This window comes from Streptomyces sp. NPDC028910 (genome assembly GCF_055564955.1).
In genome coordinates this window covers 71,152-96,286 of record NZ_JBVHVF010000004.1, presented here as the reverse complement: position 1 = coordinate 96,286, position 25,135 = coordinate 71,152, and the positions used below count along the sequence as shown (strand labels likewise).

The window sequence follows — 25,135 nt, the reverse complement described above, 5'->3', positions numbered from 1 at the left end:
CTAGGCCAAGGGGCGGGGGCACGACTCCGACCAGGGCCCGATGTGCGGCGGGGAGGGCGAGATTAGCGTTTCAGCGTGCTGAAGACGACCCCCGTACCCACCCCGTCCCCCGCAAGCCCGCATGCTGAGGGAGTGAGCAACGACGAGTTCCGGACCGCGATGTCCCGGCTGGCGGCGGGCGTGTGCCTGATCACCGCACACGAGACCCCCCTGACGGCGGACGGCCCGCGCGGCGAGGACGTCGGCATGACGGCGACCGCCTTCATGTCCGTGTCCCTGGATCCGCCCCTGGTCCTGGTGAGCCTGCGCGAGGGCTCCCGGATGGACGACCTGCTGGCGGAGCAGCCGGTGTGGGCGGTCTCGGTCCTCTCCGACCACCAGCTCCAGGTCGCGGGCCGCTTCGCCATGAAGGGCCGCATCAGCGACCGGCTGCTCTTCGCGGACGTCCCGTACGTACGCGGCGAGGCCTCCGGCGCGCCCCTGCTGAGCGGCGCCCTGGCCACCCTGGAATGCCGTACGGAGAACCGCGTCGAGGCGGGCGACCACACCCTGGTCATCGGCCGCGTCCTGACGGCCGCCCTACCGAACCCGGACGCGGCCCCCCTGACGTACTTCCGCGGCCGCTACCGCCACTTGGCCTCGTAGCCGAGCGGTTTCAGCGCTCTTTCAGCCTCGCCGGCGTTTGAGGCGCTCTTTCAGCCCCGCCGGCGTTTGAGGCGCGGGGGTCCGGGGGCAGCGCCCCCGGCAACGGCGCCGCACCCGCCCGTCGACGGCTACCAGTCCCGACCGGTACGCCCCCGCTTCGTCTCGGCCCGCGCCTTCTTCTCCCGCAGCCGCCGCTCATTGATCCCGCGCGGAATCTTCGTCGCCCGCCGCTGCTTCGGCGGCGGCGCCGTCGCCTCCGCCAGCAGCGAAGCCATCCGCACCAGCGCCATCTCCCGATTGCGGAACTGCGAGCGGTGCTCGGAGGCCCGTACGGTCACGACCCCGTCCACCAGGCGGGACGCCAGCCGCTCCAGCGCCCGCTCCTTCCACACCTCGGGCAGCGCCTTCGTGGCCACCAGGTCGAACAGCAGCTCCACGCGCGAGTCCGAGGTGTTCACGTGCTGCCCGCCGGGCCCGGAGGACCGCGAAAAGCGCCAGGCGAGCTCGCCCTCGGGGAGCACGACCGAACCGCGGATGACATAGGGACCAGGCATGCCCCCTATGATCCGCCCCCGCCCCGCCCCCGTCACCCGCATTTACCGTCGCCCGTCACCCACATTTCACGACGGGAACCCGAGAGGCCTGTCGCCGCGTTATAGGAGTCAGCGGTACTTTGGCCGCCTGTACGTGCATGTCGGATGAGGAAAGGGACATTCCCATGGCTGTCAGCCTGTCCAAGGGCGGCAACGTCTCGCTCTCGAAGGAGGCCCCCGGCCTCACTGCCGTCACGGTCGGCCTCGGCTGGGACGTCCGCACGACGACCGGAGTCGACTTCGACCTCGACGCCTCGGCCATCGCCGTCAACCCGACGGGCAAGGTCGTCTCCGACGGCCACTTCGTCTTCTTCAACAACAAGTCCACCCCGGACCAGACCATCGTCCACACCGGTGACAACCGCACCGGCGAGGGCGCGGGCGACGACGAGGCCATCAACGTCAACCTCGCCGGTCTGCCGGCCGACGTGGACAAGATCGTCTTCCCGGTCTCCATCTACGACGCCGAGGCCCGCAGCCAGAACTTCGGCCAGGTCCGCAACGCGTACATCCGCGTCGTGAACCAGGCCGGTGGCGCCGAGATCGCCCGCTACGACCTCTCCGAGGACGCGGCGACCGAGACCGCCATGGTCTTCGGCGAGCTCTACCGCAGCGGCGCCGAGTGGAAGTTCCGCGCGGTCGGCCAGGGCTACGCCTCCGGCCTCACCGGCATCGCGCAGGACTTCGGCGTCAACGTCTGAGTCCGCCGGGACAGGACCTGGATCCTGTCGGCGGACACCAGCGCGGGCGAAGCCCCCTCCCGGCCGTCCGGGGAGGGGGCTTCGCTACCGTTCGGTAGGTGATCCTCCAACCGCTCGTCCCCGTGGACGGCGCCCTGCCGGGCCCGGTCCTGACCGAGATCGCCGCGCTCTACGCGACGAACCACGCGTACTTCGACATCAGCGGCGACTTCCCCGACCCGGCACGCATCACCGTCGAACAGGTCGCCCGCGCACTCGAAGGCGAACTCGCCGACGGCGCCGAGGTCTTCTTGGCCCGCTCCGCAGGCCGCCTCGTCGGCCTGGCCTGCACCCGCGCACACCACCCCGACCCGGCCTCCGGCGACCCGGACCCGTGGATCGGCCTGCTGCTCATCGACTCCACCGCGCACCGCCAGGGCTACGGGGCCGCCGTCACCGCCCTCCTCGAGGACCGCTTCCGGGCAGCGGGGCGGTCGGGCGTACGGGTGGCCGTACTGGACGACAATCCCGAGGCCGTCGCGTTCTGGCAGGCCCAGGGCTACGCCTTCCTGCGGCGGGGCGAGGACACCGAGCGGGGCCGCGCCTGCGCGGTGCTGCGCAAACCGCTCGAAGCCCCGTAGCGAACGGCGGAGCCACGCGGGCCGACGGGGCGGGGCACGGCGGAGCTACGCGGGCCGGGCCTTCCCGTACAGCCAGACGTCCCAGACCTTCTTCAGGTCGTGCCCCGTCTTCTCCTGCGCGTAGGCCGTGAAGTCGGCCGTACTCGCGTTCCCGTGCCGGTGGTCGGCGGCCCAGCCGCGCACCAGGGCGAAGAACTTCTCGTCACCCACCTCCTGGCGGATCCGGTGCAGGACCATCGCACCCCGCACGTACACCGGCCTCTCCGAGATGTCCTCGGGCCCGGGCGGGGCCGCCGGCGCGAAGGCGTCCCAGTCGGAGTCGGCGTCCGGCTCGACGTCCGCGTCGCCCTCCAGATAGGCGTCGAAGGTCTCCTGCGCGGTGTTCCCTCCGTGGTCCTCGGACCACAGCCACTCGGCGTAGGTCGCGAAGCCCTCGTTGAGCCACATGTCCTTCCAGGACTTCGGCGAGACCGAGTTGCCGAACCACTGGTGGGCGACCTCGTGGAGCACCAGCACCTCCTCGGGCGCGCCCGGGTAGACGGGCTTGGTCTGCGTCTCCAGCGCGTAGGCCAGGGTCCCGGCGGGCAGCACGATCGCCCCCGCCGTGCTGAAGGGGTACGGGCCGAACCGGCCGACGCCCCACTCCACCATCTCCGGCAGCCGCGCGAGCGCACCCGCGCTCGCGGCCGCCTCCCCGGGTGCCACGGCGTTGTAGAGCGGGATCCCCGAGGCGGTCTTCCCCTGCGTCACCTTGTACGGGCCGACGACCGCGGTGGCCAGATAGCTCGCCATCGGCTCGGGGCTGTGCCACGCGAACTCGGTCCGCCCGTCCGCGACTTCGGTACGGGAGCTCAACTCGCCGTTCGACACGGCCTCGTAGCCCTGCGGGACGGTGAGCGTGATGTCGTACGCGGCCTTGTCACTGGGGTGGTGGTTGCCGGGGAACCAGGTCATCGAACCGACCGGCTCGCCGACGGCGACCGCGCCGTCCCCGGTGGCGATCCAGCCCTCCTCGGAGCCGTCCGGATCCGCGAGGGCCTTCGGCTTCCCGGCGTAGTCGACCTCCGTACGGAAGACCTCGCCCTCCTTCAGGTCCTCGGCCGGGCGCACGGTCAGCTCGTTGCCGGTCCGGTTGTACCGGGCCTCCTCGCCCTGGACGGTCACGCCCTCGACTTTCAGGCCGCTGAGATCGAGGTTGAAGGAGCTGAGCTCCTGTTCGGCGCGGGCGGTGATGACGGCCGTACCGCGCAACTGCCCGTCGGCGGGGTCGTAGTCGAGGTCCAGCGCGTAGTGGTCGACCTGGTAGCCGCCGTTGCCGGCCTTGGGGAAGTACGGGTCGCGCAGCCCCGACGCACCCGGCCGCCCCTGCACCGTGCCTCCCGTACACCCCGTGGTGAGGGCGAGCAGGCCGGCGACGGCGGGGGCGGCGAGGCGGGAGAGCGCGCGGTGATCCACGCGCTCGATCCTAGGTCGTGCGCGTGTCGCCCACGCGGCTCACTCGGCTCACTCGGCTCACTCGGCTCACCCGGCGCGTGACGTACGCCGTCACTTGCTCAGCGCGTCGACGCCGGCCTTGGCGAACTTCTCGTCCAGGTCGCCGCTCGGGGCGCCGGCCACACCGATGCCCGCGACGGGGGCGCCGTTCGCCTGCACCGGGGTGCCGCCGCCGAGGAAGAGGGTGCCGGGGATGTCCTTCAGGTTCGGGGCCTGGGCGAGGCGGCCCACGAGCACCGAGGTGGGGGCGTTCCAGGACACGGCGGTGTAGGCCTTGCGCTGCGCCGACTCGTAGGACTGCGGACCGGCGCCGTCGCCGCGCAGGGTGACGATGGTGTTGCCGTTGCGGTCCACGACCGCGACCGTCACCTTCTGGTTCTCGGCCTGCGCGGCCTGGAGCACGGCCTGGGCGGCGCGGGTGGCGGCGTCGACGGTGAGGTGCGTCGTCGTGGTGAAGTTCTTGTCGCTCACCTCGTCCTTCTTCGCGGGAGCGGCGGCCGCGGCGACGTTGGCGGCAGGGGTGGCGCTGGCGCTCACGGCACCGAAGGTCCCGGCGCCCAGGGCGACGGCGAGGGCGGTACCGGTGAGAACGCGGGTGCGGGTGTTCATCTCTGCTCCTGAGAACGGTGACACGGTGACACGGGACGCGGTGACGGCATCGACATCGGATCGGATCGGATCGGTCCGGGCCGGGGCCTTCACTGCTCCAAGCCTGTGCCCGAACCCCCGGCCACCCCGTCCCCGTACCGGCTCCCCCCGCCCACCGCACCGGTTGACCCGAGGGTCATCCGATCGGCCGATGCACACCGACTCCACGGCGGTATTGGCTGGTCACACCCCCATCAGCCCGACCGCACCCCATCCAGCCCCGCCGGCGTTTGAGGCGCGGGGTCCGGGGCGGAGCCCCGATCTTCCAACCCCGCCGCACCCCCTCCAGCCCCGCCGGCGTTTGAGGCGCGGGGTCCGGGGCAGCGCCCCGGCCACGGCGCCGCGGGCAACAATGGACGCACGCCCCCGACCCAGGAGCCCCCGGTGAGCCAGCCCGCGACCAAGCCAGACACCCGCACCCTGGCCACGGTCGCGCACACCGCGTTCTTCCTCCTCCTCGGCGCCTCCCTCCTCCGCTTCCTCCTGCGCCACCCCGGCGAACCCCGCACCCCGTGGATCATCGCCCTCAGCATCACCCTCGCCCTGCTCTACGTACTCGGCCCCGCACTCGGCGCCGCCCCCACCGCCCGCCGGCTCCTCTGGCTCGGCCTCGTCGTCACCACCTGGGTGGTGCTGGTCGTCCTCGCGCCGAGCTTCGCCTGGTGCGCCGTACCGCTCTTCTTCACCGCCCTGCGCACCCTCCCCCCGCGCGCCGCCATCGTCCTCGTGGCCCTCCTCACCACCCTCGTCGTGATCGCCCAGCTCCAGCTGGCCAGCTCCTTCGACCCCAACCTGCTCCTGGCCCCGCCCGCCGTCGCCGCCCTCGCCACCGCCGTCTTCGTCCACATGGAACGCCAGGCCCAGGCCCAGCGGGCGCTGATCGACGACCTCATCCGCACCCGCCGGGAACTGGCCGCCACCGAGCGCCGCGAAGGCACCCTCGCCGAACGTCAGCGGCTGTCCATGGAGATCCACGACACCCTCGCCCAGAACCTGTCCAGCCAGCAGATGCTGCTCCAGGCCGCGGACCGCACCTGGGACACCGACCCGGCCACCGCCCGCGCGCACGTCCGTACCGCCACCGGCATCGCCGCACACGGCCTCGCCGAGGCCCGCCGCCTCGTCCACGACCTGGCCCCCTCCGAACTCGCGGACGGCGCCGGCCTCGCCGACGCCCTGCGCGCCCTGGACGCCGGCCCGGACATCGAGGTCCGCTTCCACCTCGAAGGCACCCCGGCCCCGCTCCCGGACCGCGTCCAGTCCGCCCTGCTGCGCATAGCCCAGGGCGCACTGGCCAACGTCCGCGAACACTCCGGCGCCCGTACGGCCGCACTCACCCTGAGCTTCCTGGGAGACCAGGTCGTCCTGGACATCGCCGACGACGGCCAGGGATTCACCGCACCCCGCACCGCCGCCGCCGAACGCGGACACGGCCTCCCGGCGATGCGGGCCCGCGTCCGCCAGCTGGGCGGCACCCTGACGATCGAATCCACGCCGGGCGAGGGCACCGTCCTCTCCGCGGCCATCCCCCTGGAGCCGGCCCCATGACGACGATCCTGCTCTGCGACGACCACGTGGTGGTCCGCGCCGGACTCCTGGCCCTGCTCGGCAGCGAGCCGGACATCGAGGTCCTCGGCGAGGCGGGCAGCGGCGAGGAGGCGGTCGCCCTGGCCGCCAAGCTCCGCCCCGACGTGGTCCTGATGGACCTCCAGCTCGGCGAGGGCATCGACGGAGTCGAAGCCACCCGCCGCATCACGGCCCTGCCCGACCCGCCGCACGTCCTCGTCCTCACCACGTACGACACCGACGCGGACATCACCCGGGCGATCGGCGCGGGCGCCACCGGCTACCTCCTCAAGGCCGAACGCCCCGAGGAACTCTTCGCCGCCATCCACTCGGCCGCCCAGGGCCGCACCACCCTCTCCGCGCCGGTGGCCAGCCGCGTGATGGCCCACATGCGCGGCACCCGCCCCACCCTGACCGACCGCGAACTGGACATCCTCGGTCAGCTGGCCCGCGGCCTCGGCAACCGCGACATCGCCCGCGCCCTGTTCATCAGCGAAGCCACGGTCAAGACCCACCTGGGCCGCATCTACGACAAACTCGGCGTCGACACCCGCGCGGGCGCGGTCTCGGTCGCCAAGGAACAACGCCTCCTCCCCTCCTGACCCGCCCCGGCGGTCACCGTCCGCCGAAGCCACGCGCGCATGACACCATCGGATACGTGCTCGACATCGGCTACTCCCTCTCCCGGCGCTTCCCGGACCCCCCGCAGACCGACTACCGCTCGGCGGACGTCCACACCCTGCGCCACGACCTGTTCTGCGGGGACGTCTACCTCGCCGACACCGACAAGGACCGGGAAGTGTCCACAGCCTGGGGATGGGTGCCCGTCCTGGACTTCGCCTGGGCCCTGTGCGACATCGTCGAGCAGCTCGACAAGGACCCACGCGGCAACCGCTCCGCCAACCGCCAGTACGCCGAACTCGACTTCACCGAGTCCACGGACCGGATGCTCTTCGAACGCCGCTTCGGCTGGGTCGACATCGAGGCCGACTGGATGCCGCCCGAAGAGCCCCCGCTGACCTTCAGCCACCGCCTGCTGCGCCGCGAGGCCCGCGACTTCCTCCACGACCTCATCGCGGACCTCGTCGACATGCACGACGGCCTCGCCGACAACCCAGCCATCTGGACCCTCCAGTCCCGCTTCCCCCGCGTCCCAGCCTGACCCCACATCCAGCCCCGCCGGCACATCCAGCCCCGCCGGCGTTCGAGGCGCGGGGCCGGGGGCGGAGCCCCGCTCTTTCAGCCCTGGCCGCACTCCCAGCCTCGCCGGCGTTTGAGGCGCGGGGTCCGGGGCGGAGCCCCGATCTTTCAGCCTCGCCGGCGTTTGAGGCGCGGGGTCCGGGGCGGAGCCCCGCTCTTTCAGCCCCGCCGGCGTTTGAGGCGCGGGGCCCGGGGCGGAGCCCCGCTCTTTCAGCCCCGCCGGCGTTTGAGGCGCGGGGCCCGGGGCGGAGCCCCAGGAAGCGGCGCCGCACCCGAGCTCACGCCGCTACGGAACCACCCGCACCCCCAGCTGCGCAGCCATCGCCGGAGCCAGGTCCAGCAACTGCGCCGGGCTGATCACCGCCCCCGCCAAGCTCTCCACCCCCCGGGCCAGCGTCAGCTCCACCACGCCCCGCAGATCCACATCCACCATCCGCGTCCCCGAGAAATCCGCCCCGCGGACCACGCTGTCCCCGAACTCCACCCGCTCCAGCACCGCGCCCCCAAAATCCGGCTCCACCAGCACGCACCCCTCGAAGACCACGTCCTTGAGCCGCGCCTTCCGCAGGTTCAGGTAGTCGATCTTGCCCCCGCGCACCACCACCCGCTCCAGCACCGCCCCGTGCAGCTGCACCCCGCCCAGCCGGGCGTCCACCAGCTCCACGTCCCGCAACGAGGCCCCCGACAGGTCCGTCCCCACCCCCCGGACGCCCTCCAGCACCGAGTCCAGGAACCGCGCCTTCGCCAGCCCCGCCTCGTCCAGCGCACAGCGCCGCACCGCGCAGTCCATGAACCGGGACCCGACCCCCTCCTGCCCCGCCAGATCCAGATCCGCGAACTCCAGCCCGTCGTAGTCCCCGTCCAGCTCCAGCTCACCCCCCTCCCACACCGCCGGCTCCGGCAGCCGCAGCTCCGGCCTCCGCGCCGCCTTCACCGTCTGCTGCTGCCCTTTTCGCGCCATGCCCCCATCGTGACCGACAGCACTGACAACAACCCCGCCCCTCTTGACCTCAACCGAACTGGAGGTCGCAGCCTGACCCCATGCGCCATGGCGGGCAGCCGCCGCAAGCCTCCGCGGCGCTCCTATTACCGGTGCGGGGCATCAACGCACGGCCACCCCTGCGCCAGGCTTTCGGCGCTTGACGAGGACGACCCCTTCTCCAAGCCGTCGCGCAGCGCTGGCTGACGACCTACGCGCCGGAGTACGACGCCGAGCGGACCGATTTCGACAGCAGGGTCCAGACCCTCCGACCCCGTCTGGAAGCCCTGGAACAGGCCCGCTGGGAGCGGCGAGTTCGAGGACACCGAGGGGCCCGCCCGCTACGAACGGCTCCGCTCCCGCGTCTCGGAGCAACTGGCGGCTGTGGAGAACGCCCTGTCCAAGCTGCCCCAGCCCGTCATCGACCTGTCCATGCTGCTGGACCCGGAGGAACATAGAGGCCCTGTCAGCCGGGCACGGCCGCAACTTGGAGTCGCGGCGGGACCTACTGGGCCTGATCCTCCGACGCGCGTACGTGGTCGAGGGTGGCCAGAGCATCCACCCCGTGTGGGTCGGTGAGGAGGACACCTACATCCCGACCCGCGCTGCGCCGTTCTAGTTCAGTGCGCGACCAGGGGGCTCTTTTGCGTCGCGTCCCGAGAATCATTGCGAATCACGCAGGACACGGAGCCTGAACCCGCCCCATCCTGGTCGGGACTTGTCCGCTCGTCGGAGGAGAACGGCAATGGCACGGCGACTCCGGTTCATCGGTACCAACTCCGGCAACGACGGATGCCCGACCCTGTACGAGGATCTGGACACCGGGGAGGTCCTGGTCCAGGGCGACGCCGTGACCGACCCCCAAGACGTGGCCCAGCTCCGGAACGTCAAGGATGGGGAGGGGTTCGTGGTCGTCCCGCGCGTGCTCCTGGCCGACTTCGCTCCCAGGGACGTGGAGAGGACGCCCGTGCTGATCGGCTTCGAGGAGTTCGCCGGGATGTTCCGGACCTTCGCGCACACGGCTTGGCGTCTGGAGACCCGGCGTCGCTACAAGTCGGACGAGGAGACCGAGACGTACCAGCGATTCGTCCGGGGCGAGGACGCCGGCTGGGACCTGGACGACCCCTGGTGCGTGTCCCGGCGTGAACAGTCCGCCCTGGGCAAACGCTTCGAGCGGGTACGGATCGCCGACAACCCGCCCACCCCCGGTCAGCGCTACCTGCTCGACAACGCCCGCCGCAACAGCTCGGTGGGCGAGGACATCCGCAACCTGTGGCGCTCCGATGCCGAAGCGCTGCAACTCCCCGACGAAGACTTCTGGCTCTTCGACTCCCGGGTGATCGCCCGGCTCCACTTCGATGACGAAGACCTGATGACCGGCGTCGAGCTGATCACGGACCCCGTGGAGGTGGCCCGCGCGTGCCAGGTCCGGGACGCCGCGTGGCACCACGCGATCCCGTACGAGACGTTCGCGGAACAGGTCCCGTCCGCCGAGTGAGCACCGACTTTCAACAAGCAAGAGTTGCCCTCGGTGCGCGGCTGCGCGAGCTGCGCACCGATCGGCGGTTCACGGGCCGCCAGTTGGCGGTCTTGCTCGGCTGGCCCCAGTCCAAAATCAGCAAACTGGAGACCGGCCGCCAGACCGCGACGGCGGACGACCTACTGGCATGGGCGAACGCCACCAACCATCCGGAGGCGGCGGAGGAGCTGATCACCCGGCTCCGAAGCCTGGAGTCCCGGTCCCGGGCGTGGCGCAGACAGCTCGCAGCGGGCCACAAGCCGGTCCAGGACACACTGACGGCCGAGTACGAACGAACGAGGACGTTCCACGTCTGGCAGGGCTCCACGGTCGTGGGCATGCTCCAGACCGCCGAGTACGCCCGCCACGTCTTCACCCGCTATGCCGACCTCCACCAGTCCGTCCGGGACACCGAGGAAGCCGTACGGGCCCGCGTGAAGCGTCAGGAGATGCTGTACGAGCCGGGGCGCACGTTCCACATCGTCATGTGGGAGGCCGCGCTCCGGGCGCTCGTGTGCCCTCCTCCCGTGCTGGCAGCCCAGCTCGACCGCCTGGCCGGCGTCCTCGGGCTGGACACCGTCTCCCTGGGCATCGTCCCGTTCGGCGCCTCCCTGAAGATCCCCCCGGCCAACGGTTTCTGGCTGTACGACGACCGCCTGGTGATCGCGGAGGACTGGCACGCAGAACTCTGGCTGGACGACGCGGACAGTGTGGGCGTGTACCGGAAGGTCTGGCAGGCGCTCTCCGACTCCGCGGTCTACGGCGCGGACGCCCACCGCGTGATCGCCCGCGCCCGGCGGGCTCTCGACGCTGCCTGAGAATCTGCCGGAAGATCGCGGACCGGCCCGAGAATCCCCGCGAATCAGCCCCCACGGGGCCGGGCCCCCGGCCCTAGCGTCCCTCTCATGGACAGCTCGCACGAACTGGAGACAGTGACCCCGAGCACGGTCGTGGAGTCGCTGCGCGAATCGCTGATGGTCGCTGGAATCGTTCTCCCCTCGCTGGGTCTCGACCCGGCACCGCCCGGCCCGCGGCTCGTGAGGCTGGGCAGTGTCCGACCCGACGTCGCCATGAAGCCGGGGCAGGTCGTGAAGCGGGGGACCGCATGAGCGCACGCGACGGCCACCCGAACCGTACGGAACCCGGTTGGGTGCGGTTCGACGGCCCGGACCTGAGTCCCGGTAATGCCTTGAAATGGCGTCCGTGCGAGTGCGGCCGGCAGGTCTGTCCGGAGTACCGCCCAGCCACCGGGAGCATCGAGCACCTGAACGCCAAGGGCCCTCATCCCAGGGTCCGACTGACCCACCCCACAGGCTCCGCCCCGGTGGCCGATCCACCGACCAGCCGGGACGGCCCACAGCACCACTCATCCATCACGAGAAGGAGCACGTTCATGGGCGGACAGCACGGCGGAGGCACCGGCTCGGGTCAGGGCGGAAGCCAGCAGGACGACGGCCAGTCGGGCGCCGGGCACGGCGGAGGCGGGTCGGAGGGCCAGGACTCCGGGCACAGCGACACGAAGGGCAGCGGTACCCGGTGACGGAACGCGCCACGACGGAGGCCGGCCCCCAGGGGTTGGCCTCCCGGCTCATGGATGCCGGGGCCCTGACCTTCGACTGGCTCCCCGCCTACCGGGCGGTGCCCAGGGAGTCGTTCGTCCCGGATGTGATCTGGCCCGGAGTTGGCCCCGCCGACGGCGGACCGGTGGCGAGCATCGACCGCCGGACCGACCCGGAGACATGGCTCCGCGCGGTCTATACGGACACCTCCCTGACCACCCAGTGGGACGACGGGAACCACCTGGGACCCGGGCGTGGCAAGGTCCCGACATGCAGCAACTCCCAGCCCACCATGGTGTTCTCCATGCTGGCGGCCCTGGACGTCCAGGCGGACGCCAAGGTCCTGGAAGTAGGCACGGGGACGGGATGGAACGCAGCTCTGCTGGCCGAACGGGTCGGGGCGGAGAACGTGACCACCATCGAGTTCGACCCGGAGAACGCGGCCACCGCCCGCACCCGCCTGGACGCCGCCGGTTACCACCCCGTGGCCGTGGTCGGGGACGGCTCCCAGGGCTGGCCGGCGTGCGCCCCGTACGACCGGGTGCTGATCACGGCCTCCCTGCGGGAGATCCCGACGGAGATCATCCGGCAGACCCGGCCCGGCGGGATCATCGTCTCCCCGTACGCCACGGAGTACGGCGGGGAGGCCGTGGTCCGGCTGACCATCCATGAGGACGGGAGCGCGTCCGGCCCGTTCGTCGGCTCCTCCGCCTTCATGCGTCTCCGGCAGCATCGCGTCCACCGGACCCATGTGAAGGAGTACCTGGGCGGAAAGCCATGGCCCGCCGACGGCCGCCGCACAGCCACCTCCCTGTCCCCGGAGGGCGTGGCCGACTGGCTCTCCATGTTCGCCGTCGGGCTCCAGACACAGAGGATGTTCCCCTACCCGGAGAAGTACGACGACGGGAGCTACACGCTCTGGCTCCGCGACACCAAGGTCACCTCCTGGGCGTCGGTGGACTTCGTTCCCGGCGCGGAGGAGTTCGAGGTCTACCAGTCCGGGCCCCGGGAGCTGTGGGGCGAGCTGAGGGCCGCGTACGCCTGGTGGAACGACCAGGGCCGCCCCGGGTTCGAGCGGTTCGGCCTCACCGTTCACCGTAACGGCACCACCTGGGCCTGGCTCGACTCCCCGGAGCACCCGGTCCCCGCCGTCGGCTAGCCGGACGGCCAGGCCCCGCGGATGCGTGTCGTGACGCCCCGCGGGGCCCGGCCTCCAGCAACGCGGAGGCCCGAAGTCACGCGCGCAAGCGCTCCGCCTCCGCGCGGGCGGCCACCGCCTCGGCACGCGCCATGGCGCGGTCCTCCGCTTGCTCCAAGTGCTCCGCCAGGCTGTCCAGAGCCGCAGCAATGTCATCCCGCCATGCCGCGTATGCAGCATCCGTGCAGGACGCTCCGGGACGCCGACCGCGCACACTCCGCAGGTGGCGGAGGGCCGCCTTGAGCGCGGTGCTGATCGGAGGCAAGGGCTCCGGTGCGCTCACGTCGCCCCGGCCAGCTTGCGGAGCGCGTCGTCCGTCAGGCGGTTCACGGTCCACTCGTCCATGGACACCGCTCCGACCGACCGATAGAAGTCGACGGCAGACACGTTCCAGTCGAGGACCGACCACTCCAGCCGCTCGTAACCCCGCTCCACACACGTCCGCGCCAGCTCCGCCAGCAGCGCCTTCCCGTAACCGCCCCCGCGCACGCCCGGCCGTACGTACAGGTCCTCCAGGTAGATCCCGTGCACCCCGCGCCACGTCGAGAAGGAGAGGAACCACACCGAGAAGCCGACGACCTCCCCGTCCTGCGCCTGCGCGACGTGCGCGAACACCGCCGGACGCTCCCCGAACAACGCCTCCCGCACCTGCTCCTCGGTGGCCCGCGCCTCCTGCGGCACCTTCTCGTACGCCGCGAGCTCGCGGATCATCGCGTGAATGACGGGGACATCGGTGACTTCAGCGCTACGGATCATCCCCGCAGCCTAAGTCGCCCCGCGGCTCACCCCTCCAGGAGCAGTTGCGCGACCACCAACTGCTCCTCGTCCAGCCGCACTTCCCCGTCCTCCACGTCCCACAGGCAGTTCTGCAGCACCCGCCCCAGCGTCCAGGCCCGCGCCCGGTCCCGCTCCCCCTCCAGCCCCACCGCCTCCGTCAGCAGGTCGAACCGCCACCGCACCTCCCCCGCACGGAAGTTGTTCACGATCGCCGGCAACAGCTCGAAACCCGGATCCCCGGCCAGCGGCTTCGGATCGATCGCCAGCCACGGCTCCCGGCCACCACCCCCGAGCACGTTGTCGTAGTGCAGATCCCAGTGCAGCAAACGGTCCCCCGGCTCCCCCACGACCTCCGCCACCGCCGCGGCACACCGCCGCAACAGCCGCCGCTCCCGCTCGTCCACCAACCGCCCCAGCGCCGGCGGTACGTCCTCCAGCATCCCGGCGGCGATCTCCCCGAGCCCGCGCAGCCCGGCCGGCGCCGCCACCGCGTGCAACCGCGCCAACAGCCCCCCGACCACCCCCACCGCCCGCCGCGCATCGCGCCGCGCGAGCGCCGACAGGGGCCGCCCCGCATCCAGCCGCTCCAGCAGCAGCGTCCCCGTACCCGCGTCGTGCTCCAGCAGCCGTACGCAACCCTCCCCGCCCCACGCCCGCAGCGCGACCGGCTCCCCCGCACTCTCCTCGTCCGGCTGCTGCAGCTTCAGCACCGCCGCACTCCCGTCCGCCCGCTCCACCGGCAGCACCAGCGCCGTCACCCCGTGCATCCCCGGCCCCGTGCGCCGCAGCTCCCACCGCTCCAGGAAATGCGCCGCCCGCGCGGGCAGCGCCGCGACGAACTGCCGCCCGGCATCCCCGTTGTACCTGATCTGCGCCTGAACCAGCCCGTCCGGAATCTCCCCGATGTCCACCATGCTCCGACGGTACAAGCCATGCCCCCGGCGTAGCATCGGAAGGGAGACAGCGCACTCCCACGAGGAGGTGGCCGCTCATGCCTGAGGCCCCTGGAATCGGGCACGTAGCCCTGACCGTGAGCGACGTGAAACGCAGCGCGGATTTCTACAACCGCGTTTTTGACACACAGACAGTTCTCGACGTGGAGGACGAATACGGCCCGTTCATGGCCATCGCCTCCCCCGCCTTCGTCCTCGGTTTCCGCAGGCACGAGGCGACGAACCAGGCGGACGCCTTCGACCCGGCACGGATCGGACTGGACCACTGCGCCTTCCATGTCGCCGACCGCGCCGCCCTGGAGGCCTGGGAGTCCCGGCTGAACGAGCAGGACATCGCACACTCCGGCATCGTCGAGGACCCCTCCGGACTCCACCTCAACTTCAAGGACCCGGACAACATCGCCCTGGAGTTCTACGTCCCGCCGGCCCAGGACTGACCCGGCCGAAGGACCCGCCTGCTCCAGGAACATCCGCAGGTCCTCCCTGGACACCCCCGCGAAACGCGGTGTAGCAACTCCCCCATGACGATCAACGGCGGTATTTCCTTCTGGTACGCGACCGACCACAGCACCCCGGCCGCCCCACCCCGCCCACCCCTCACCGCCGACACCACGGCCGACGTCGTCATCGTCGGCGGCGGCTACACCGGCCTGTGGACCGCCTACTACCTCAAGCAGGCCGCCCCCGACCTCCGCATCACCGTCCTGGAACAGAAGTTCTGCGGCTACGGCGCCTCCGGCCGCAACGGCGGCTGGCTCTACAACGGCATGGCCGGCCGCGACCGCTACGCCGCGCTCCACGGCCGGCAGGCCGCCCTCCGCCTCCAGCACGCCATGAACCGGACCGTCACCGAGGTCATCGACGTCAGCGCCAAGGAAGGCATCGACGCCGACATCCACCGCGGCGGCGTCCTGGAAGTCGCCCGCACCCCCGCCCAGCTCAGCCGCCTCAAGGCCTTCCACGCCAGCGAACTCGCCTTCGGCGAGAGCGACCGCGAGCTCCACGACGCCTCCGCCACCCGCGCCCGCATCGACATCGCCGACGCCATCGGCTCCAGCTGGAGCCCGCACGGCGCCCGCATCCACCCCCTGAAGCTCGTCAAAGGCCTGGCCTCGGCCTGCGAACGCCTGGGCGTGGTGATCCACGAATCCACCCCCGTCACCGAGATCGCCCCGCGCAGGGCCATCACCCCCTACGGCACGGTCCGCGCGCCCTACGTCCTGCGCTGCACGGAGGGCTTCACCGCCGCCCTCAAGGGCCACAAGCGCTCCTGGCTCCCGATGAACTCCTCGATGATCGTCACGGCCCCGCTCCCCGCCGAGACCTGGGCGCAGCTGGGCTGGTCCGGCCGGGAGGTCCTGGGCGACATGGCCCACGCCTACATGTACGCCCAGCGCACCGCCGACGACCGCATCGCGATCGGCGGGCGCGGGGTCCCGTACCGCTTCGGCTCGCGCACGGACCATGACGGCCGCACCCAGCCGGCCACCATCGACTCCCTGCGCGACCTCCTCTTCTCCTTCTTCCCGGTCCTCACCGGTACGGAGATCACCCACGCCTGGTCGGGCGTCCTCGGCGTCCCCCGCGACTGGTGCGCCACGGTCACCCTGGACGCCACCACGGGCCTCGGCTGGGCGGGCGGCTACGTCGGCTCGGGCGTGGCCACCGCCAACCTCGCCGCCCGCACCCTGCGCGACCTGGTCCTCGGCGACTCCACGGAGCTGACCACCCTCCCCTGGGTGGGCCACCGCGTCCGCCGCTGGGAGCCGGAACCCTTCCGCTGGCTCGGCGTCCAGGCCCTCTACGCCGCCTACCGCGCGGCGGACCGCCACGAAACGGCCACCCACCGCCCGACGACGACCCCCCTGGCCCGCCTGGCCGACCGCATCTCGGGCCGCCACTGACCACGCACGACAGAAGGCCCCGGGTGATCACCCGGGACCTTCCACTTCCGTACGAATTCCCTTGGCCAACAAGCCTCTGACCTGGGATGGAGCCCCCTGTCGGATTCGAACCGACGACCTACGCATTACAAGTGCGTTGCTCTGGCCGGACTGAGCTAAGGAGGCGCGACACCCACCCGCAAACCCACTGCGCGTAGAGCCGCCATCACTCTACACAGCGCCCGAATCCCCGAGCCATCGGTTAGCGCCGGCGCACGGCCGGCAATCCGCGGGCCCCGGGTGCTGACAGGAGCCGTCGCGGCAGGTAGCGTCGAGCGGAGTCCAGTCGACTGGACTAGACCTTCCACTCGGATCGTCCGGCACGTTCCTGCCGGTAGAAGGGATTCATCACCATGGCTTCTGTCACCTTCGACAAGGCGACCAGGCTGTACCCCGGCGGCGACAAGCCCGCCGTCGACCAGCTCGACCTGGAGATCCAGGACGGCGAGTTCCTCGTCCTGGTCGGCCCGTCCGGCTGCGGCAAGTCCACCTCGCTGCGCATGCTCGCCGGCCTGGAGGACGTCAACGGCGGCGCCATCCGCATCGGTGACCGCGACGTCACGCACCTGCCGCCCAAGGACCGGGACATCGCGATGGTGTTCCAGAACTACGCGCTCTACCCGCACATGTCCGTCGCCGACAACATGGGCTTCGCGCTCAAGATCGCCGGCGAGGACAAGGCCACCATCCGCAAGAAGGTGGAGGACGCGGCGAAGATGCTCGACCTCACCCAGTACCTCGACCGGAAGCCGAAGGCGCTCTCCGGCGGTCAGCGCCAGCGCGTCGCCATGGGCCGCGCCATCGTGCGCAAGCCGCAGGTGTTCCTCATGGACGAGCCGCTGTCGAACCTCGACGCCAAGCTCCGCGTCTCCACCCGTACGCAGATCGCGGCGCTCCAGCGCGACCTGGGCATCACCACCGTCTACGTCACCCACGACCAGGTCGAGGCCATGACCATGGGCGACCGCGTGGCCGTCCTGAAGGACGGGCTGCTCCAGCAGGTCGACACCCCGCGCAACATGTACGACCGCCCCGCGAACCTCTTCGTCGCCGGCTTCATCGGCTCGCCGGCCATGAACCTGGTCGAGGTCCCGATCGCCGACGGCGGCGTGAAGTTCGGCGACAGCGTCGTCCCGGTGTCGCGCGAGGCGCTGTCCGCCGCGGCCGACGCCGGCGACCGCACCGTGACGGTCGGCGTCCGCCCGGAGCACTTCGACATCGCCGAGACCGGTGGCCTGACCATCGTCGTGAACGTCGTCGAGGAACTCGGCGCCGATGGCTACGTCTACGGCTCCACCGCGGCCGCCGAGGGCTCGCAGGACCTCGTGGTCCGCGTGGGCGGTCGCCAGGTGCCGGAGAAGGGTTCCAGCCTGCACGTGGTGCCGCGAGCCGGCGAGATGCACGTGTTCTCGACCTCGTCCGGCGAGCGGCTGTCCGACTAGGCAGGCAGTGGTGTGGAGGGGCGTTCCGTTCAAGGGGCGCCCCTTCGCCGTGGGTTGGCCCGGCGGGAACCCCGGCAGACCGGGCCATTCAGCCCCGGCCGTCAACCCGCGATTCGAAAAGCCACGTCGAACCGTCCCTCGTCAGGGTGACTAAATGTCGCCAAATCTTCACCGAGCGCTACTCTCGCCCTCGTGACCCACACTGCCCGCCGTATCGGCCGATCCCTCGCCCTGGTCCTGCCCGTCGTCCTGGTCCTGTCCGGGACGCTCGCGGTCACCATGGTCCCCTGGGCGGACACTTCCTCCTCCCAGGTCCTGACCGCCTCCGCCGAGGACGTCTCCGTCCCCGCCAAGCCGCGCGCCCCGCACGAGATCCTGCGCGACAAGCTCGTCGGTGAGATCCAGCAGGGTCAGGAGCCGGGTGACGTCCTCACGCACCTCCAGCAGGAGGTGAACAAGCGGCCGTCGCTGGCCGGGCGCTGCGGCGAGATCGCGCGGGCGCTGGGCCGGGCCGCCGTCGACGCGTACGGTCCGACGAAGGCGCAGTCCTTCGCCCGCCCCGTGTGCGACACCTCGTACGCGTCCGGCGTCGCCTCCATGGGCTGACACCCGCCGCGTCCCTACGCTGGCCGTCATGACCGACGACCACCGATCCGCTCCGCCCGCTCCCTCCGCAGCCGCGTTCCCCGCCGCCCCCACCCAGGCAGTCGTCCTGGCGGGCGGCCAGGGTGCGCGGCTGCGTCCGTACACGGACGACCGTCCGAAGCCGATGGTGGAGATCCCCGGGACGGGGCTGCCGATCATCGGGCACCAGCTGGCCTGGCTGGCCTCCGAGGGGGTCACGGACGCCGTCGTCTCCTGCGGGCACCTCGCCGGGGTGCTCCAGGAGTGGCTGGCCGGGGCGCGGTTGCCGCTGCGCGTGACGACGGTGGTCGAGGAGGAGCCGCTGGGGCGCGGTGGCGGCCTCAAGCACGCGGCGCGGCAGCTCCCGCATCCCGACCGGGCCTGGTACGCGACGAACGGAGACGTCTGGACCCGTTTCTCGCTCCGCGAGATGGCCGCTTTCCACGCCGAGCGGGGGGCGGTGGCGACGCTGGCGCTGGCCCGGCCGCGCATTCCGTGGGGCGTGGTGGAGACCAATGAGTTCGGGCAGGTACTGGACTTCATCGAGGCCCCGCCGTCGCCCTACCTGGTGAATGCCGGGGTGTACGTGTTCGGGCCCGAATTCGCCTCGCTGCTCCCGGACTTCGGGGATCACGAGCGCACCACGTTCCCGCGCCTGGCGCGTGAACGGCGCCTGGCGGGCTTCCCGCTGCCGCAGGGGGCCTACTGGCGGGCGATCGACACGGCGAAGGACCTCACCGAGGCCGCACGGGAGTTGGCGGCGCAGACGGGCCCCTGAAGCCCTTCACGGGCCACACGGCACACGGCACCCGTTCGTACGGTGCTGGGCGCGCCCAGCACGCCAGAGCGCCCGGCGCACGCGGCGCGGCGCAACCGGCGCACGTAGCGCAACCAGCGCACACGGCGGGGCCCGGCACGCTCGTGCGCGCCGGGCCCCGGTCCTCCGTGCGGGTGGTGGCTAGCCGATGAGCCCGCCGATCAGGCCGGGCTGCTTCGTCGCGGTCCCTCCGCTCGTGCTCCCCGAGGTGGTCGGCGTCCTCGGCGAGGTCGACTGCCGGGGCGTGCTGCGCGGGGTCTGCCGGCCGGTGGTGCCCTTCGTCGCGGTGGGCGACTCGGAGCCCGTCCCCGCGGTCTCCCGGGTGGCCCCGGCCGACGCGCCCTTCCCGGACTTCGCGGCGGGCTCGGAGGCGGAGGCCGAGGGGGACGCCGGCTTGGCCGGCTGCTGCGTGGGCTGCTGCCGGGCGGGGGTCTGCGGCAGGGGGCGGCCCGGCAGGTAGTTGCTCGGGGCGTCTCCCGGCCCGGGGACGGTGACCACGGTGGTGGAGCGGACGGCGCCGCCGAGGAGGGAGCCGATGAGCAGGGTGAGCCCGCACACGACGCTGGCCATGACGGCCCCGCGGCGCAGTACGCGCCGTCGCAGCCGCCAGATCTCGGAGCGGGGCCCGAGGGTCCGCCAGGCCTCGCCGGCGAGCCGCCCGTCGAGGGAGTAGACGGGGGCGCCCGCGATGATCAGCGGGCTCCAGGCGGCGAGGTAGATGATGTCGGGCGCGTCGTAGGCCGGGACGGTCTTCCAGCTCACCGTCATCAGCAGCGCGGCGGACAGCAGCGCCCCGAAGGAGGCCGCGAACCGCTGCCACAGGCCGAACACCGTCAGTACGCCCACGATGACCTGGAGGAAGGCCACGCTCAGGCCCGCGCCGACCGGGTGCGCGAGGGCGAAGTCGCGCAGCGGCTCGGCGAGTGCCCAGGGGTGCAGGGTGTGCAGCCAGGTGACCATGGAGCCGCGTTCGCCGCCGTCGAAGTAGACGGGGTCGCACAGCTTGCCCATGCCGGCGTAGATGGAGATGAAGCCGAGGAAGACGCGCAGCGGGAGCAGCACGACGCCGAGGTTCATCCGGCGGCCGGGGTAGTACGAGGCCTGGCCGCGCGTGTCGGGACCGGCCCGCCGGGATTCCGCCCCGGACCCGGAGCCGGGCGGCTCCTCGTACGACCCGTAGGACTGGTACGGCTCGTGCGGCAGGTCCCGTACGGCGGCCAGCGGGCGCGTCTCGGCGGGGTCGCCGTAGCTGCGCTGCTGGCCGATGACGGCCGGGGTGGCCAGGGTGTCGTCGGCGAGGTCGTGGGCCAGGTCGATGCGCGGGATGACCTGGGTGGCGCCGCCGTCGTAGTCGTCGTGGCCGCGCCCGGCCTCGCGTACGGCCTGGAGGAGTCCGCCCATGGCCGCGGTGTCACCGGCGCCGGACTTGCCGCTCCAGACCACGGGGGCTCTGCGGCGGGTGGCCCCGGCGGCGGCGACCACGGCGCCGCCCAGGACGGGTGCGCGGCCGGGGGCCTTCGCGGGCTTGGAACGCGCGCTCGGGCTCGGTGCGAGCCGCACGCGGAAGCTGGCGTGGTTGACGATGACCTGTGCGGGGTCGCACGGCACCTTGACCATGCTCAGCGCGGGCTGGTCGTCGAAACCTGGCGTTCTGGTGTCCACACTCATCTAACCGAGTGATGGGTGTTTAGGACACTGCCTTGACATCAGGGATCTGTCCGAGGCCCGTCAAGATCAAGCCACCCCGCCCGAAACGGGCGGGGTGGCACGCTCACGGGTCACTCTCCGTGAGCCAATTGGATCAACAGATCAAGCGCATTCATCGAGCGGCCCGACGGCCCGAGCGGCCCGAGCGGCCCGAGTAGGCCGGCCGGACCAGCCGCTCGGCGAACGGCTCAGACGCGACCGCGGACCGCGCGGCGGCGGGCGGCCTCGTAGAGCACGACGCCCGCGGCGACACCGGCGTTGAGGGACTCGGCGCCGCCCGGCATCGGGATGCGCACGAGGTAGTCGCAGTTCTCGCCGACGAGGCGGCCGAGGCCCTTGCCCTCGGAGCCGACGACGATGACGACCGGGCCGCCGAGCGCCTCCAGGTCCTGCACCTCGTGCGTGCCCTCGGCCGCGAGGCCGACGATGGCGATGCCGGCCTTCTTGTACTCCTGGAGGGCGCGGGTCAGGTTGGTGACGCGGGAGACCGGGGTACGGGCGGCGGTGCCGGCCGAGCTCTTCCAGGCACCGGCGGTCATGCCGGCGGCGCGGCGCTCGGGGATGACCACGCCGTGGCCGCCGAAGGCGGAGACGGAGCGGACGATCGCGCCGAGGTTGCGCGGGTCGGTGACGCCGTCGAGAGCGACGATCAGCGGGTCGTCGCCGTCGTCGTACGCGGCCGCGGTGAGGTCCTCGGGGTGCGCGTACTCGTACGGCGGGACCTGGAGGACCAGGCCCTGGTGGTTGAGCCCGTTGGTCATGCGGTCGAGCTCGGGGCGCGGGGCTTCCATCAGGTTGATGTTGCCGCGCTCGGACGCGAGCTGGAGGGCCTCGCGGACGCGCTCGTCGTTGTCGATGAACTGCTGGACGTAGAGCGTCGTGGCGGGGACGCCGTCGCGCAGTGCCTCGAAGACCGGGTTGCGGCCGACGACCATCTCGCTGGTGCCCTTGGGACCGCCGCGGCGCGGGGCCGGGCGGCGCTTGGCGGCCTGGCGGGCCATCGCGTTGCTGATGCGGTTCGCCTTGTGCTTCTTGCGGTCCTCGGCCTTGGGCGTGGGGCCCTTGCCCTCCAGGCCCTTGCGCCGCTGGCCACCGCTGCCGACCGTCGCGCCCTTCTTGTTGGACGTGCGGCGGTTCCTGCGCTGGCTGTTCCCGGCCATGACTTCTACCTGTTTTCGTTGATGCTGCGATATGTACGTATGAAGAGTGTGCCGCCCGGGACGCCGGGCAGCACACCACGTTCGGCTGCCGCGGGGCTCAGCGGGGGCCGAGCGTCCAGCGCGGGCCCGTCGGGCTGTCCTCGATGACCAGTCCGGACTGCTGGAGCTGGTCGCGGATGGCGTCGGCGGTCGCCCAGTCCTTGCGGGCCCGCGCGGACTCGCGCTGGTCCAGGACGAGGCGTACGAGGGTGTCCACGGCTCCGTGGAGGTCCTCACCGCGGTCGGACTCGCCGGCCCAGTGGGGGTCCAGCGGGTCGAGACCGAGGACGCCCAGCATGGCGCGCACCTCGGACAGGCGCGCGATGGCCGCGTCCTTGTCGTCGGCGGCCAGCGCGCTGTTGCCCTGCCGGACCGCGGTGTGGACGATGGCGAGCGCCTGCGGGACGCCGAGGTCGTCGTCCATGACCTCGGCGAAGGCGGGCGGGACCTCGGCCGCGGGCTCGACGGGGCCGCCGGCCTTCTCGACGACGCGCTGGCAGAAGCCCTCGATCCGGGCGAAGGCCGACTCCGCCTCGCGCAGGGCCTCCTCGCTGTACTCGATCATCGACCGGTAGTGCGGGGTGCCGAGGTAGTAGCGCAGGACGATCGGGCGCCACTGCTTGACCATCTCGGAGACGAGCACCGAGTTGCCCAGGGACTTGGACATCTTCTCGCCGGACATGGTGACCCAGGCGTTGTGGACCCAGTACTTCGCGAACTCGTCGCCGAAGGCCTTGGCCTGGGCGATCTCGTTCTCGTGGTGCGGGAAGATCAGGTCCAGGCCGCCGCCGTGGATGTCGAAGGCCTCGCCGAGGTACTTGTGCGCCATGGCGGAGCACTCCAGGTGCCAGCCGGGGCGGCCGCGGCCCCACGGGGTCTCCCAGGAGGGCTCGCCGGGCTTGGCGGACTTCCACATGGCGAAGTCGCGGGGGTCGCGCTTGCCGGTCTCGCCCTCGCCGGAGGGCTGGAGCAGATTGTCGAGCTCCTGGTTGGAGAGCGCGAGGTAGCCCGGGAAGGACCGCACGTCGAAGTAGACGTTGCCCTCGGACTCGTACGCGTGACCGCGCTCGATGAGGCCGCGCATCATCTCGACCATCTCGGGGACGTGGCCGGTGGCGCGCGGCTCGTAGGTGGGCCGCAGGCAGCCCAGCGCGTCGTAGCCGGTGTTGAAGGCGAGCTCGTTCTCGTAACCGATGGACCACCAGGGGCGGCCCTGCTCGACGGACTTGGCGATGATCTTGTCGTCGATGTCCGTGACGTTGCGGATGAAGGTCACGTCGTAGCCGCGGTAGGCGAACCAGCGGCGCATGACGTCGAAGTTCAGGTAGGACCTGATGTGCCCGATGTGCGGGGCGGCCTGCACGGTGGCGCCGCAGAGGTAGATCGAGACGCAGCCCGGAACGAGCGGGGTGAAGTCACGGATCTGCCGGGCGCTGGTGTCGTACAGGCGAATAGTCACGGCATCCAGGGTAGTGCGCCTGTAGCAGTGCCCCGCGCCCTTTGGGCACGCGGGGCACCTTTGTTGCCGAAGATGTGCCCTCGCTACGGGTGCTCAGGCCCGGTTCGTCCAGTACACGAGGGCCGTGGCGATCGCGGCGAGCCCTTCCGCCCGGCCGGTGAGGCCCAGTCCGTCCGTGGTGGTGCCGGAGACGGAGACGGGGGCGCCGACGGCGGCCGCGAGCGCCTTCTGCGCCTCTTCGCGCCGCTTGCCGATCTTCGGGCGTACGCCGATCACCTGGACGGCGATGTTGCCGATCTCGAAGCCCTCGGCGCGGACGATGCGGGCGGCCTCGGCCAGGAGGGTGACACCGGCGGCGCCGGACCACTCGGGGCGGGAAGTGCCGAAGTGCGCGCCAAGGTCGCCGACGCCGGCGGCGGAGAAGAGGGCGTCGCAGGCGGCGTGCGCGGCGACGTCGCCGTCGGAGTGCCCGGCGAGGCCGTCCTCGCCCTCCCACAGCAGGCCGGCGCACCACAGCTCGCGGCCGGCCTCGAAGGCGTGCACGTCGGTGCCGATGCCGACGAGCGGGATCAGGGGGGCGTCGGGGCGTTCGGGACTAGTAGCCATCGGTGGCCCTCCTGCGGGCGAGTACGGCCTCTGCGAGGACCAGGTCGAGCGGCCGGGTGACCTTGAAGGCCTCTTCGTGGCCGGGGATCACCACGACGGGGACGCCGAGGCGTTCCACCATTCCGGCGTCGTCGGTGGCGCCCTCGCCGTCGACGGCGATCGCGGCGTGCGCGCGCCGGAGGGTGGCGAGGTCGAAGCCCTGCGGGGTCTGCACGGCGCGCAGCCGGGCCCGCTCGGGCGTGCCGAGGACGGGCTCGGACTCGCCCGGCTTGCCGGGCTCGACTTCCTTGACGGTGTCGGCCAGGGGCAGCGCGGGCACCACGGCGGGGGCTCCGGCGCGTACGGCTTCGACGACGGAGTCCACGGTGTCCACGGGTACGAGGGGGCGGGCCGCGTCGTGGACGAGTACGGAGGTGACGTCCTGCGGCAGCGCGTCCAGGCCGGCCCGTACGGACTGCTGGCGGGTGTCTCCGCCGGGGACCACGAGGAGCTCGGTCCGCTCGGGCAGCGCGTGCTCGCCCAGGAGGAGGCGCACCTCGGCGACTTCGGCCGGCGGGGCGACGACCACCACGAGGGAGACGGCGCGGGAGCGGGCCATCGCGCGGACGGCGTGGACGAGCATCGGGGTACCGCCGAGGGCCCGCAGGGCCTTAGGGGCGCCGGGGCCGAGGCGTACCCCGCGGCCGGCGGCCGGGATCACCGCGGCGGTGCGGTGGGGGCGCGTTACGTCAGACATCAGTAGGTAGCTCCGAGCCAGGTTTGTGACTTCGGCCGACATGGGTATGGCCTGAAGCGTGCCGGGTGCGACGCCCTCGCCCCTTCCGTGAGACCGGTCGAGCAGGCTGCCCGGATCCGGCACGCCATCGCGGCCAGTGGCGTGATGGTG

The 25,135-nt window shown here is 71.9% G+C and carries 27 protein-coding genes and 1 tRNA gene; 16 read left to right on the top strand and 12 right to left on the bottom strand.

The genetic code is table 11. The features are described 5' to 3' along the window. The first annotated feature begins 75 nt into the window (after positions 1-75). Positions 76-645 carry a flavin reductase family protein gene (locus ACZ4TV_RS07385; RefSeq protein WP_468131672.1) on the top strand — a complete coding sequence of 190 codons (570 nt, stop codon included), beginning with the start codon at positions 76-78 and terminating at the stop codon, positions 643-645. 128 nt (positions 646-773) lie between these two features. On the opposite strand, the gene arfB is transcribed toward ACZ4TV_RS07385, so the two are convergent. After that, complete coding sequence (gene arfB, locus ACZ4TV_RS07380) at positions 774-1,199, bottom strand: alternative ribosome rescue aminoacyl-tRNA hydrolase ArfB (protein ID WP_468131670.1); 426 nt, start codon at positions 1,197-1,199, stop codon at positions 774-776. Positions 1,200-1,363: 164 nt separating this feature from the next. Between arfB and ACZ4TV_RS07375 the strand changes: the two genes are divergently transcribed. Beyond that, the gene (locus tag ACZ4TV_RS07375; RefSeq protein WP_468131668.1) at positions 1,364-1,939 is read left to right on the top strand and encodes a TerD family protein; all 576 of its coding nucleotides are present in this window, start codon (positions 1,364-1,366) and stop codon (positions 1,937-1,939) included. Positions 1,940-2,037: 98 nt separating this feature from the next. Further along, positions 2,038-2,559 carry a GNAT family N-acetyltransferase gene (locus ACZ4TV_RS07370; protein ID WP_468131666.1) on the top strand — a complete coding sequence of 174 codons (522 nt, stop codon included), beginning with the start codon at positions 2,038-2,040 and terminating at the stop codon, positions 2,557-2,559. A 45-nt stretch (positions 2,560-2,604) separates the two neighbouring features. Here ACZ4TV_RS07370 and ACZ4TV_RS07365 read toward each other — a convergent pair whose 3' ends face one another. Both ACZ4TV_RS07365 and ACZ4TV_RS07360 read right to left on the bottom strand, forming a co-directional pair. Continuing rightward, the gene (locus tag ACZ4TV_RS07365; RefSeq protein WP_468131664.1) at positions 2,605-4,014 is read right to left on the bottom strand and encodes a M1 family metallopeptidase; all 1,410 of its coding nucleotides are present in this window, start codon (positions 4,012-4,014) and stop codon (positions 2,605-2,607) included. Positions 4,015-4,104: 90 nt separating this feature from the next. Next, positions 4,105-4,662, bottom strand: a complete 558-nt coding sequence (locus ACZ4TV_RS07360) for a GlcG/HbpS family heme-binding protein (protein WP_468131662.1) — start codon at positions 4,660-4,662, stop codon at positions 4,105-4,107. 423 nt (positions 4,663-5,085) lie between these two features. On the opposite strand from ACZ4TV_RS07360, the gene ACZ4TV_RS07355 reads away from it, so the two are divergent. The 3 genes from ACZ4TV_RS07355 to ACZ4TV_RS07345 are packed head-to-tail and all read left to right on the top strand — an operon-like array spanning position 5,086 to position 7,429. After that, positions 5,086-6,249 (top strand): sensor histidine kinase, encoded by a 1,164-nt coding sequence (locus tag ACZ4TV_RS07355; RefSeq protein ID WP_468131660.1) that lies wholly within the window; start codon positions 5,086-5,088, stop codon positions 6,247-6,249. Beyond that, the gene (locus ACZ4TV_RS07350) at positions 6,246-6,869 is read left to right on the top strand and encodes a response regulator (protein WP_468131658.1); all 624 of its coding nucleotides are present in this window, start codon (positions 6,246-6,248) and stop codon (positions 6,867-6,869) included. Before ACZ4TV_RS07355 ends, ACZ4TV_RS07350 begins: the two co-directional genes overlap by 4 nt. A gap of 56 nt (positions 6,870-6,925) precedes the next feature. Next, positions 6,926-7,429, top strand: coding sequence for a hypothetical protein (locus ACZ4TV_RS07345; protein WP_468131656.1), 504 nt, complete (start codon positions 6,926-6,928; stop codon positions 7,427-7,429). A gap of 324 nt (positions 7,430-7,753) precedes the next feature. Here ACZ4TV_RS07345 and ACZ4TV_RS07340 read toward each other — a convergent pair whose 3' ends face one another. Beyond that, entirely contained in the window at positions 7,754-8,428 is a 675-nt protein-coding gene (locus ACZ4TV_RS07340) for a pentapeptide repeat-containing protein (RefSeq protein ID WP_468131654.1), read from the bottom strand. A 763-nt stretch (positions 8,429-9,191) separates the two neighbouring features. Between ACZ4TV_RS07340 and ACZ4TV_RS07335 the strand changes: the two genes are divergently transcribed. From ACZ4TV_RS07335 to ACZ4TV_RS07315, 5 genes are all read left to right on the top strand, one after another. Next, a complete protein-coding gene (locus ACZ4TV_RS07335) occupies positions 9,192-9,944 on the top strand; it encodes a DUF6879 family protein (RefSeq protein WP_468131652.1) in 753 nt (250 codons plus the stop codon). After that, a complete protein-coding gene (locus tag ACZ4TV_RS07330; RefSeq protein WP_468131650.1) occupies positions 9,941-10,783 on the top strand; it encodes a helix-turn-helix domain-containing protein in 843 nt (280 codons plus the stop codon). Before ACZ4TV_RS07335 ends, ACZ4TV_RS07330 begins: the two co-directional genes overlap by 4 nt. Positions 10,784-10,870: 87 nt before the next feature. Beyond that, on the top strand, positions 10,871-11,074 hold the full coding sequence (locus ACZ4TV_RS07325) for a hypothetical protein (RefSeq protein WP_468131648.1): 204 nt from the start codon (positions 10,871-10,873) through the stop codon (positions 11,072-11,074). Positions 11,075-11,358: 284 nt separating this feature from the next. Next, positions 11,359-11,505, top strand: coding sequence for a hypothetical protein (locus ACZ4TV_RS07320; protein WP_468131646.1), 147 nt, complete (start codon positions 11,359-11,361; stop codon positions 11,503-11,505). Further along, entirely contained in the window at positions 11,502-12,683 is a 1,182-nt protein-coding gene (locus ACZ4TV_RS07315) for a methyltransferase domain-containing protein (RefSeq protein ID WP_468131644.1), read from the top strand. The genes ACZ4TV_RS07320 and ACZ4TV_RS07315 overlap by 4 nt, the downstream gene beginning before the upstream one ends. A gap of 318 nt (positions 12,684-13,001) precedes the next feature. Here the strand turns inward: ACZ4TV_RS07315 and ACZ4TV_RS07310 are convergent, their stop codons facing one another. Further along, on the bottom strand, positions 13,002-13,478 hold the full coding sequence (locus tag ACZ4TV_RS07310) for a GNAT family N-acetyltransferase (protein ID WP_468131642.1): 477 nt from the start codon (positions 13,476-13,478) through the stop codon (positions 13,002-13,004). A gap of 26 nt (positions 13,479-13,504) precedes the next feature. After that, a complete protein-coding gene (locus tag ACZ4TV_RS07305; RefSeq protein ID WP_468131640.1) occupies positions 13,505-14,413 on the bottom strand; it encodes an aminoglycoside phosphotransferase family protein in 909 nt (302 codons plus the stop codon). Positions 14,414-14,490: 77 nt separating this feature from the next. On the opposite strand from ACZ4TV_RS07305, the gene ACZ4TV_RS07300 reads away from it, so the two are divergent. After that, positions 14,491-14,889, top strand: a complete 399-nt coding sequence (locus ACZ4TV_RS07300; RefSeq protein ID WP_468131638.1) for a VOC family protein — start codon at positions 14,491-14,493, stop codon at positions 14,887-14,889. An 84-nt stretch (positions 14,890-14,973) separates the two neighbouring features. After that, positions 14,974-16,356, top strand: coding sequence for an NAD(P)/FAD-dependent oxidoreductase (locus ACZ4TV_RS07295; RefSeq protein ID WP_468131636.1), 1,383 nt, complete (start codon positions 14,974-14,976; stop codon positions 16,354-16,356). An 87-nt stretch (positions 16,357-16,443) separates the two neighbouring features. Here the strand turns inward: ACZ4TV_RS07295 and ACZ4TV_RS07290 are convergent. Then, positions 16,444-16,521: transfer RNA gene (locus tag ACZ4TV_RS07290), tRNA-Thr, on the bottom strand. A 227-nt stretch (positions 16,522-16,748) separates the two neighbouring features. Between ACZ4TV_RS07290 and ACZ4TV_RS07285 the strand changes: the two genes are divergently transcribed. The 3 genes from ACZ4TV_RS07285 (at position 16,749) to ACZ4TV_RS07275 (ending at position 19,239) form a co-directional block, all read left to right on the top strand. Then, on the top strand, positions 16,749-17,837 hold the full coding sequence (locus ACZ4TV_RS07285; RefSeq protein WP_468131634.1) for an ABC transporter ATP-binding protein: 1,089 nt from the start codon (positions 16,749-16,751) through the stop codon (positions 17,835-17,837). A 192-nt stretch (positions 17,838-18,029) separates the two neighbouring features. Further along, on the top strand, positions 18,030-18,443 hold the full coding sequence (locus tag ACZ4TV_RS07280) for a hypothetical protein (protein WP_468131632.1): 414 nt from the start codon (positions 18,030-18,032) through the stop codon (positions 18,441-18,443). Positions 18,444-18,471: 28 nt separating this feature from the next. Beyond that, positions 18,472-19,239: a nucleotidyltransferase family protein gene (locus tag ACZ4TV_RS07275; RefSeq protein ID WP_468131630.1), complete on the top strand. Its 768-nt coding sequence runs from the start codon at positions 18,472-18,474 to the stop codon at positions 19,237-19,239. A 180-nt stretch (positions 19,240-19,419) separates the two neighbouring features. Here the strand turns inward: ACZ4TV_RS07275 and ACZ4TV_RS07270 are convergent, their stop codons facing one another. From ACZ4TV_RS07270 to ispD, 5 genes are all read right to left on the bottom strand, one after another. After that, positions 19,420-20,946 (bottom strand): DoxX family membrane protein, encoded by a 1,527-nt coding sequence (locus ACZ4TV_RS07270; protein ID WP_468131628.1) that lies wholly within the window; start codon positions 20,944-20,946, stop codon positions 19,420-19,422. Positions 20,947-21,173: 227 nt separating this feature from the next. Further along, positions 21,174-22,145: a 23S rRNA (guanosine(2251)-2'-O)-methyltransferase RlmB gene (rlmB, locus tag ACZ4TV_RS07265; RefSeq protein ID WP_468131626.1), complete on the bottom strand. Its 972-nt coding sequence runs from the start codon at positions 22,143-22,145 to the stop codon at positions 21,174-21,176. Positions 22,146-22,242: 97 nt separating this feature from the next. Beyond that, on the bottom strand, positions 22,243-23,643 hold the full coding sequence (gene cysS / locus ACZ4TV_RS07260) for a cysteine--tRNA ligase (protein ID WP_468131624.1): 1,401 nt from the start codon (positions 23,641-23,643) through the stop codon (positions 22,243-22,245). 93 nt (positions 23,644-23,736) lie between these two features. Next, entirely contained in the window at positions 23,737-24,249 is a 513-nt protein-coding gene (gene ispF / locus ACZ4TV_RS07255; protein ID WP_468131622.1) for a 2-C-methyl-D-erythritol 2,4-cyclodiphosphate synthase, read from the bottom strand. After that, positions 24,239-24,985 (bottom strand): 2-C-methyl-D-erythritol 4-phosphate cytidylyltransferase, encoded by a 747-nt coding sequence (gene ispD / locus ACZ4TV_RS07250; protein WP_468131620.1) that lies wholly within the window; start codon positions 24,983-24,985, stop codon positions 24,239-24,241. The genes ispF and ispD overlap by 11 nt, the downstream gene beginning before the upstream one ends. Positions 24,986-25,135: the final 150 nt, after the last annotated feature.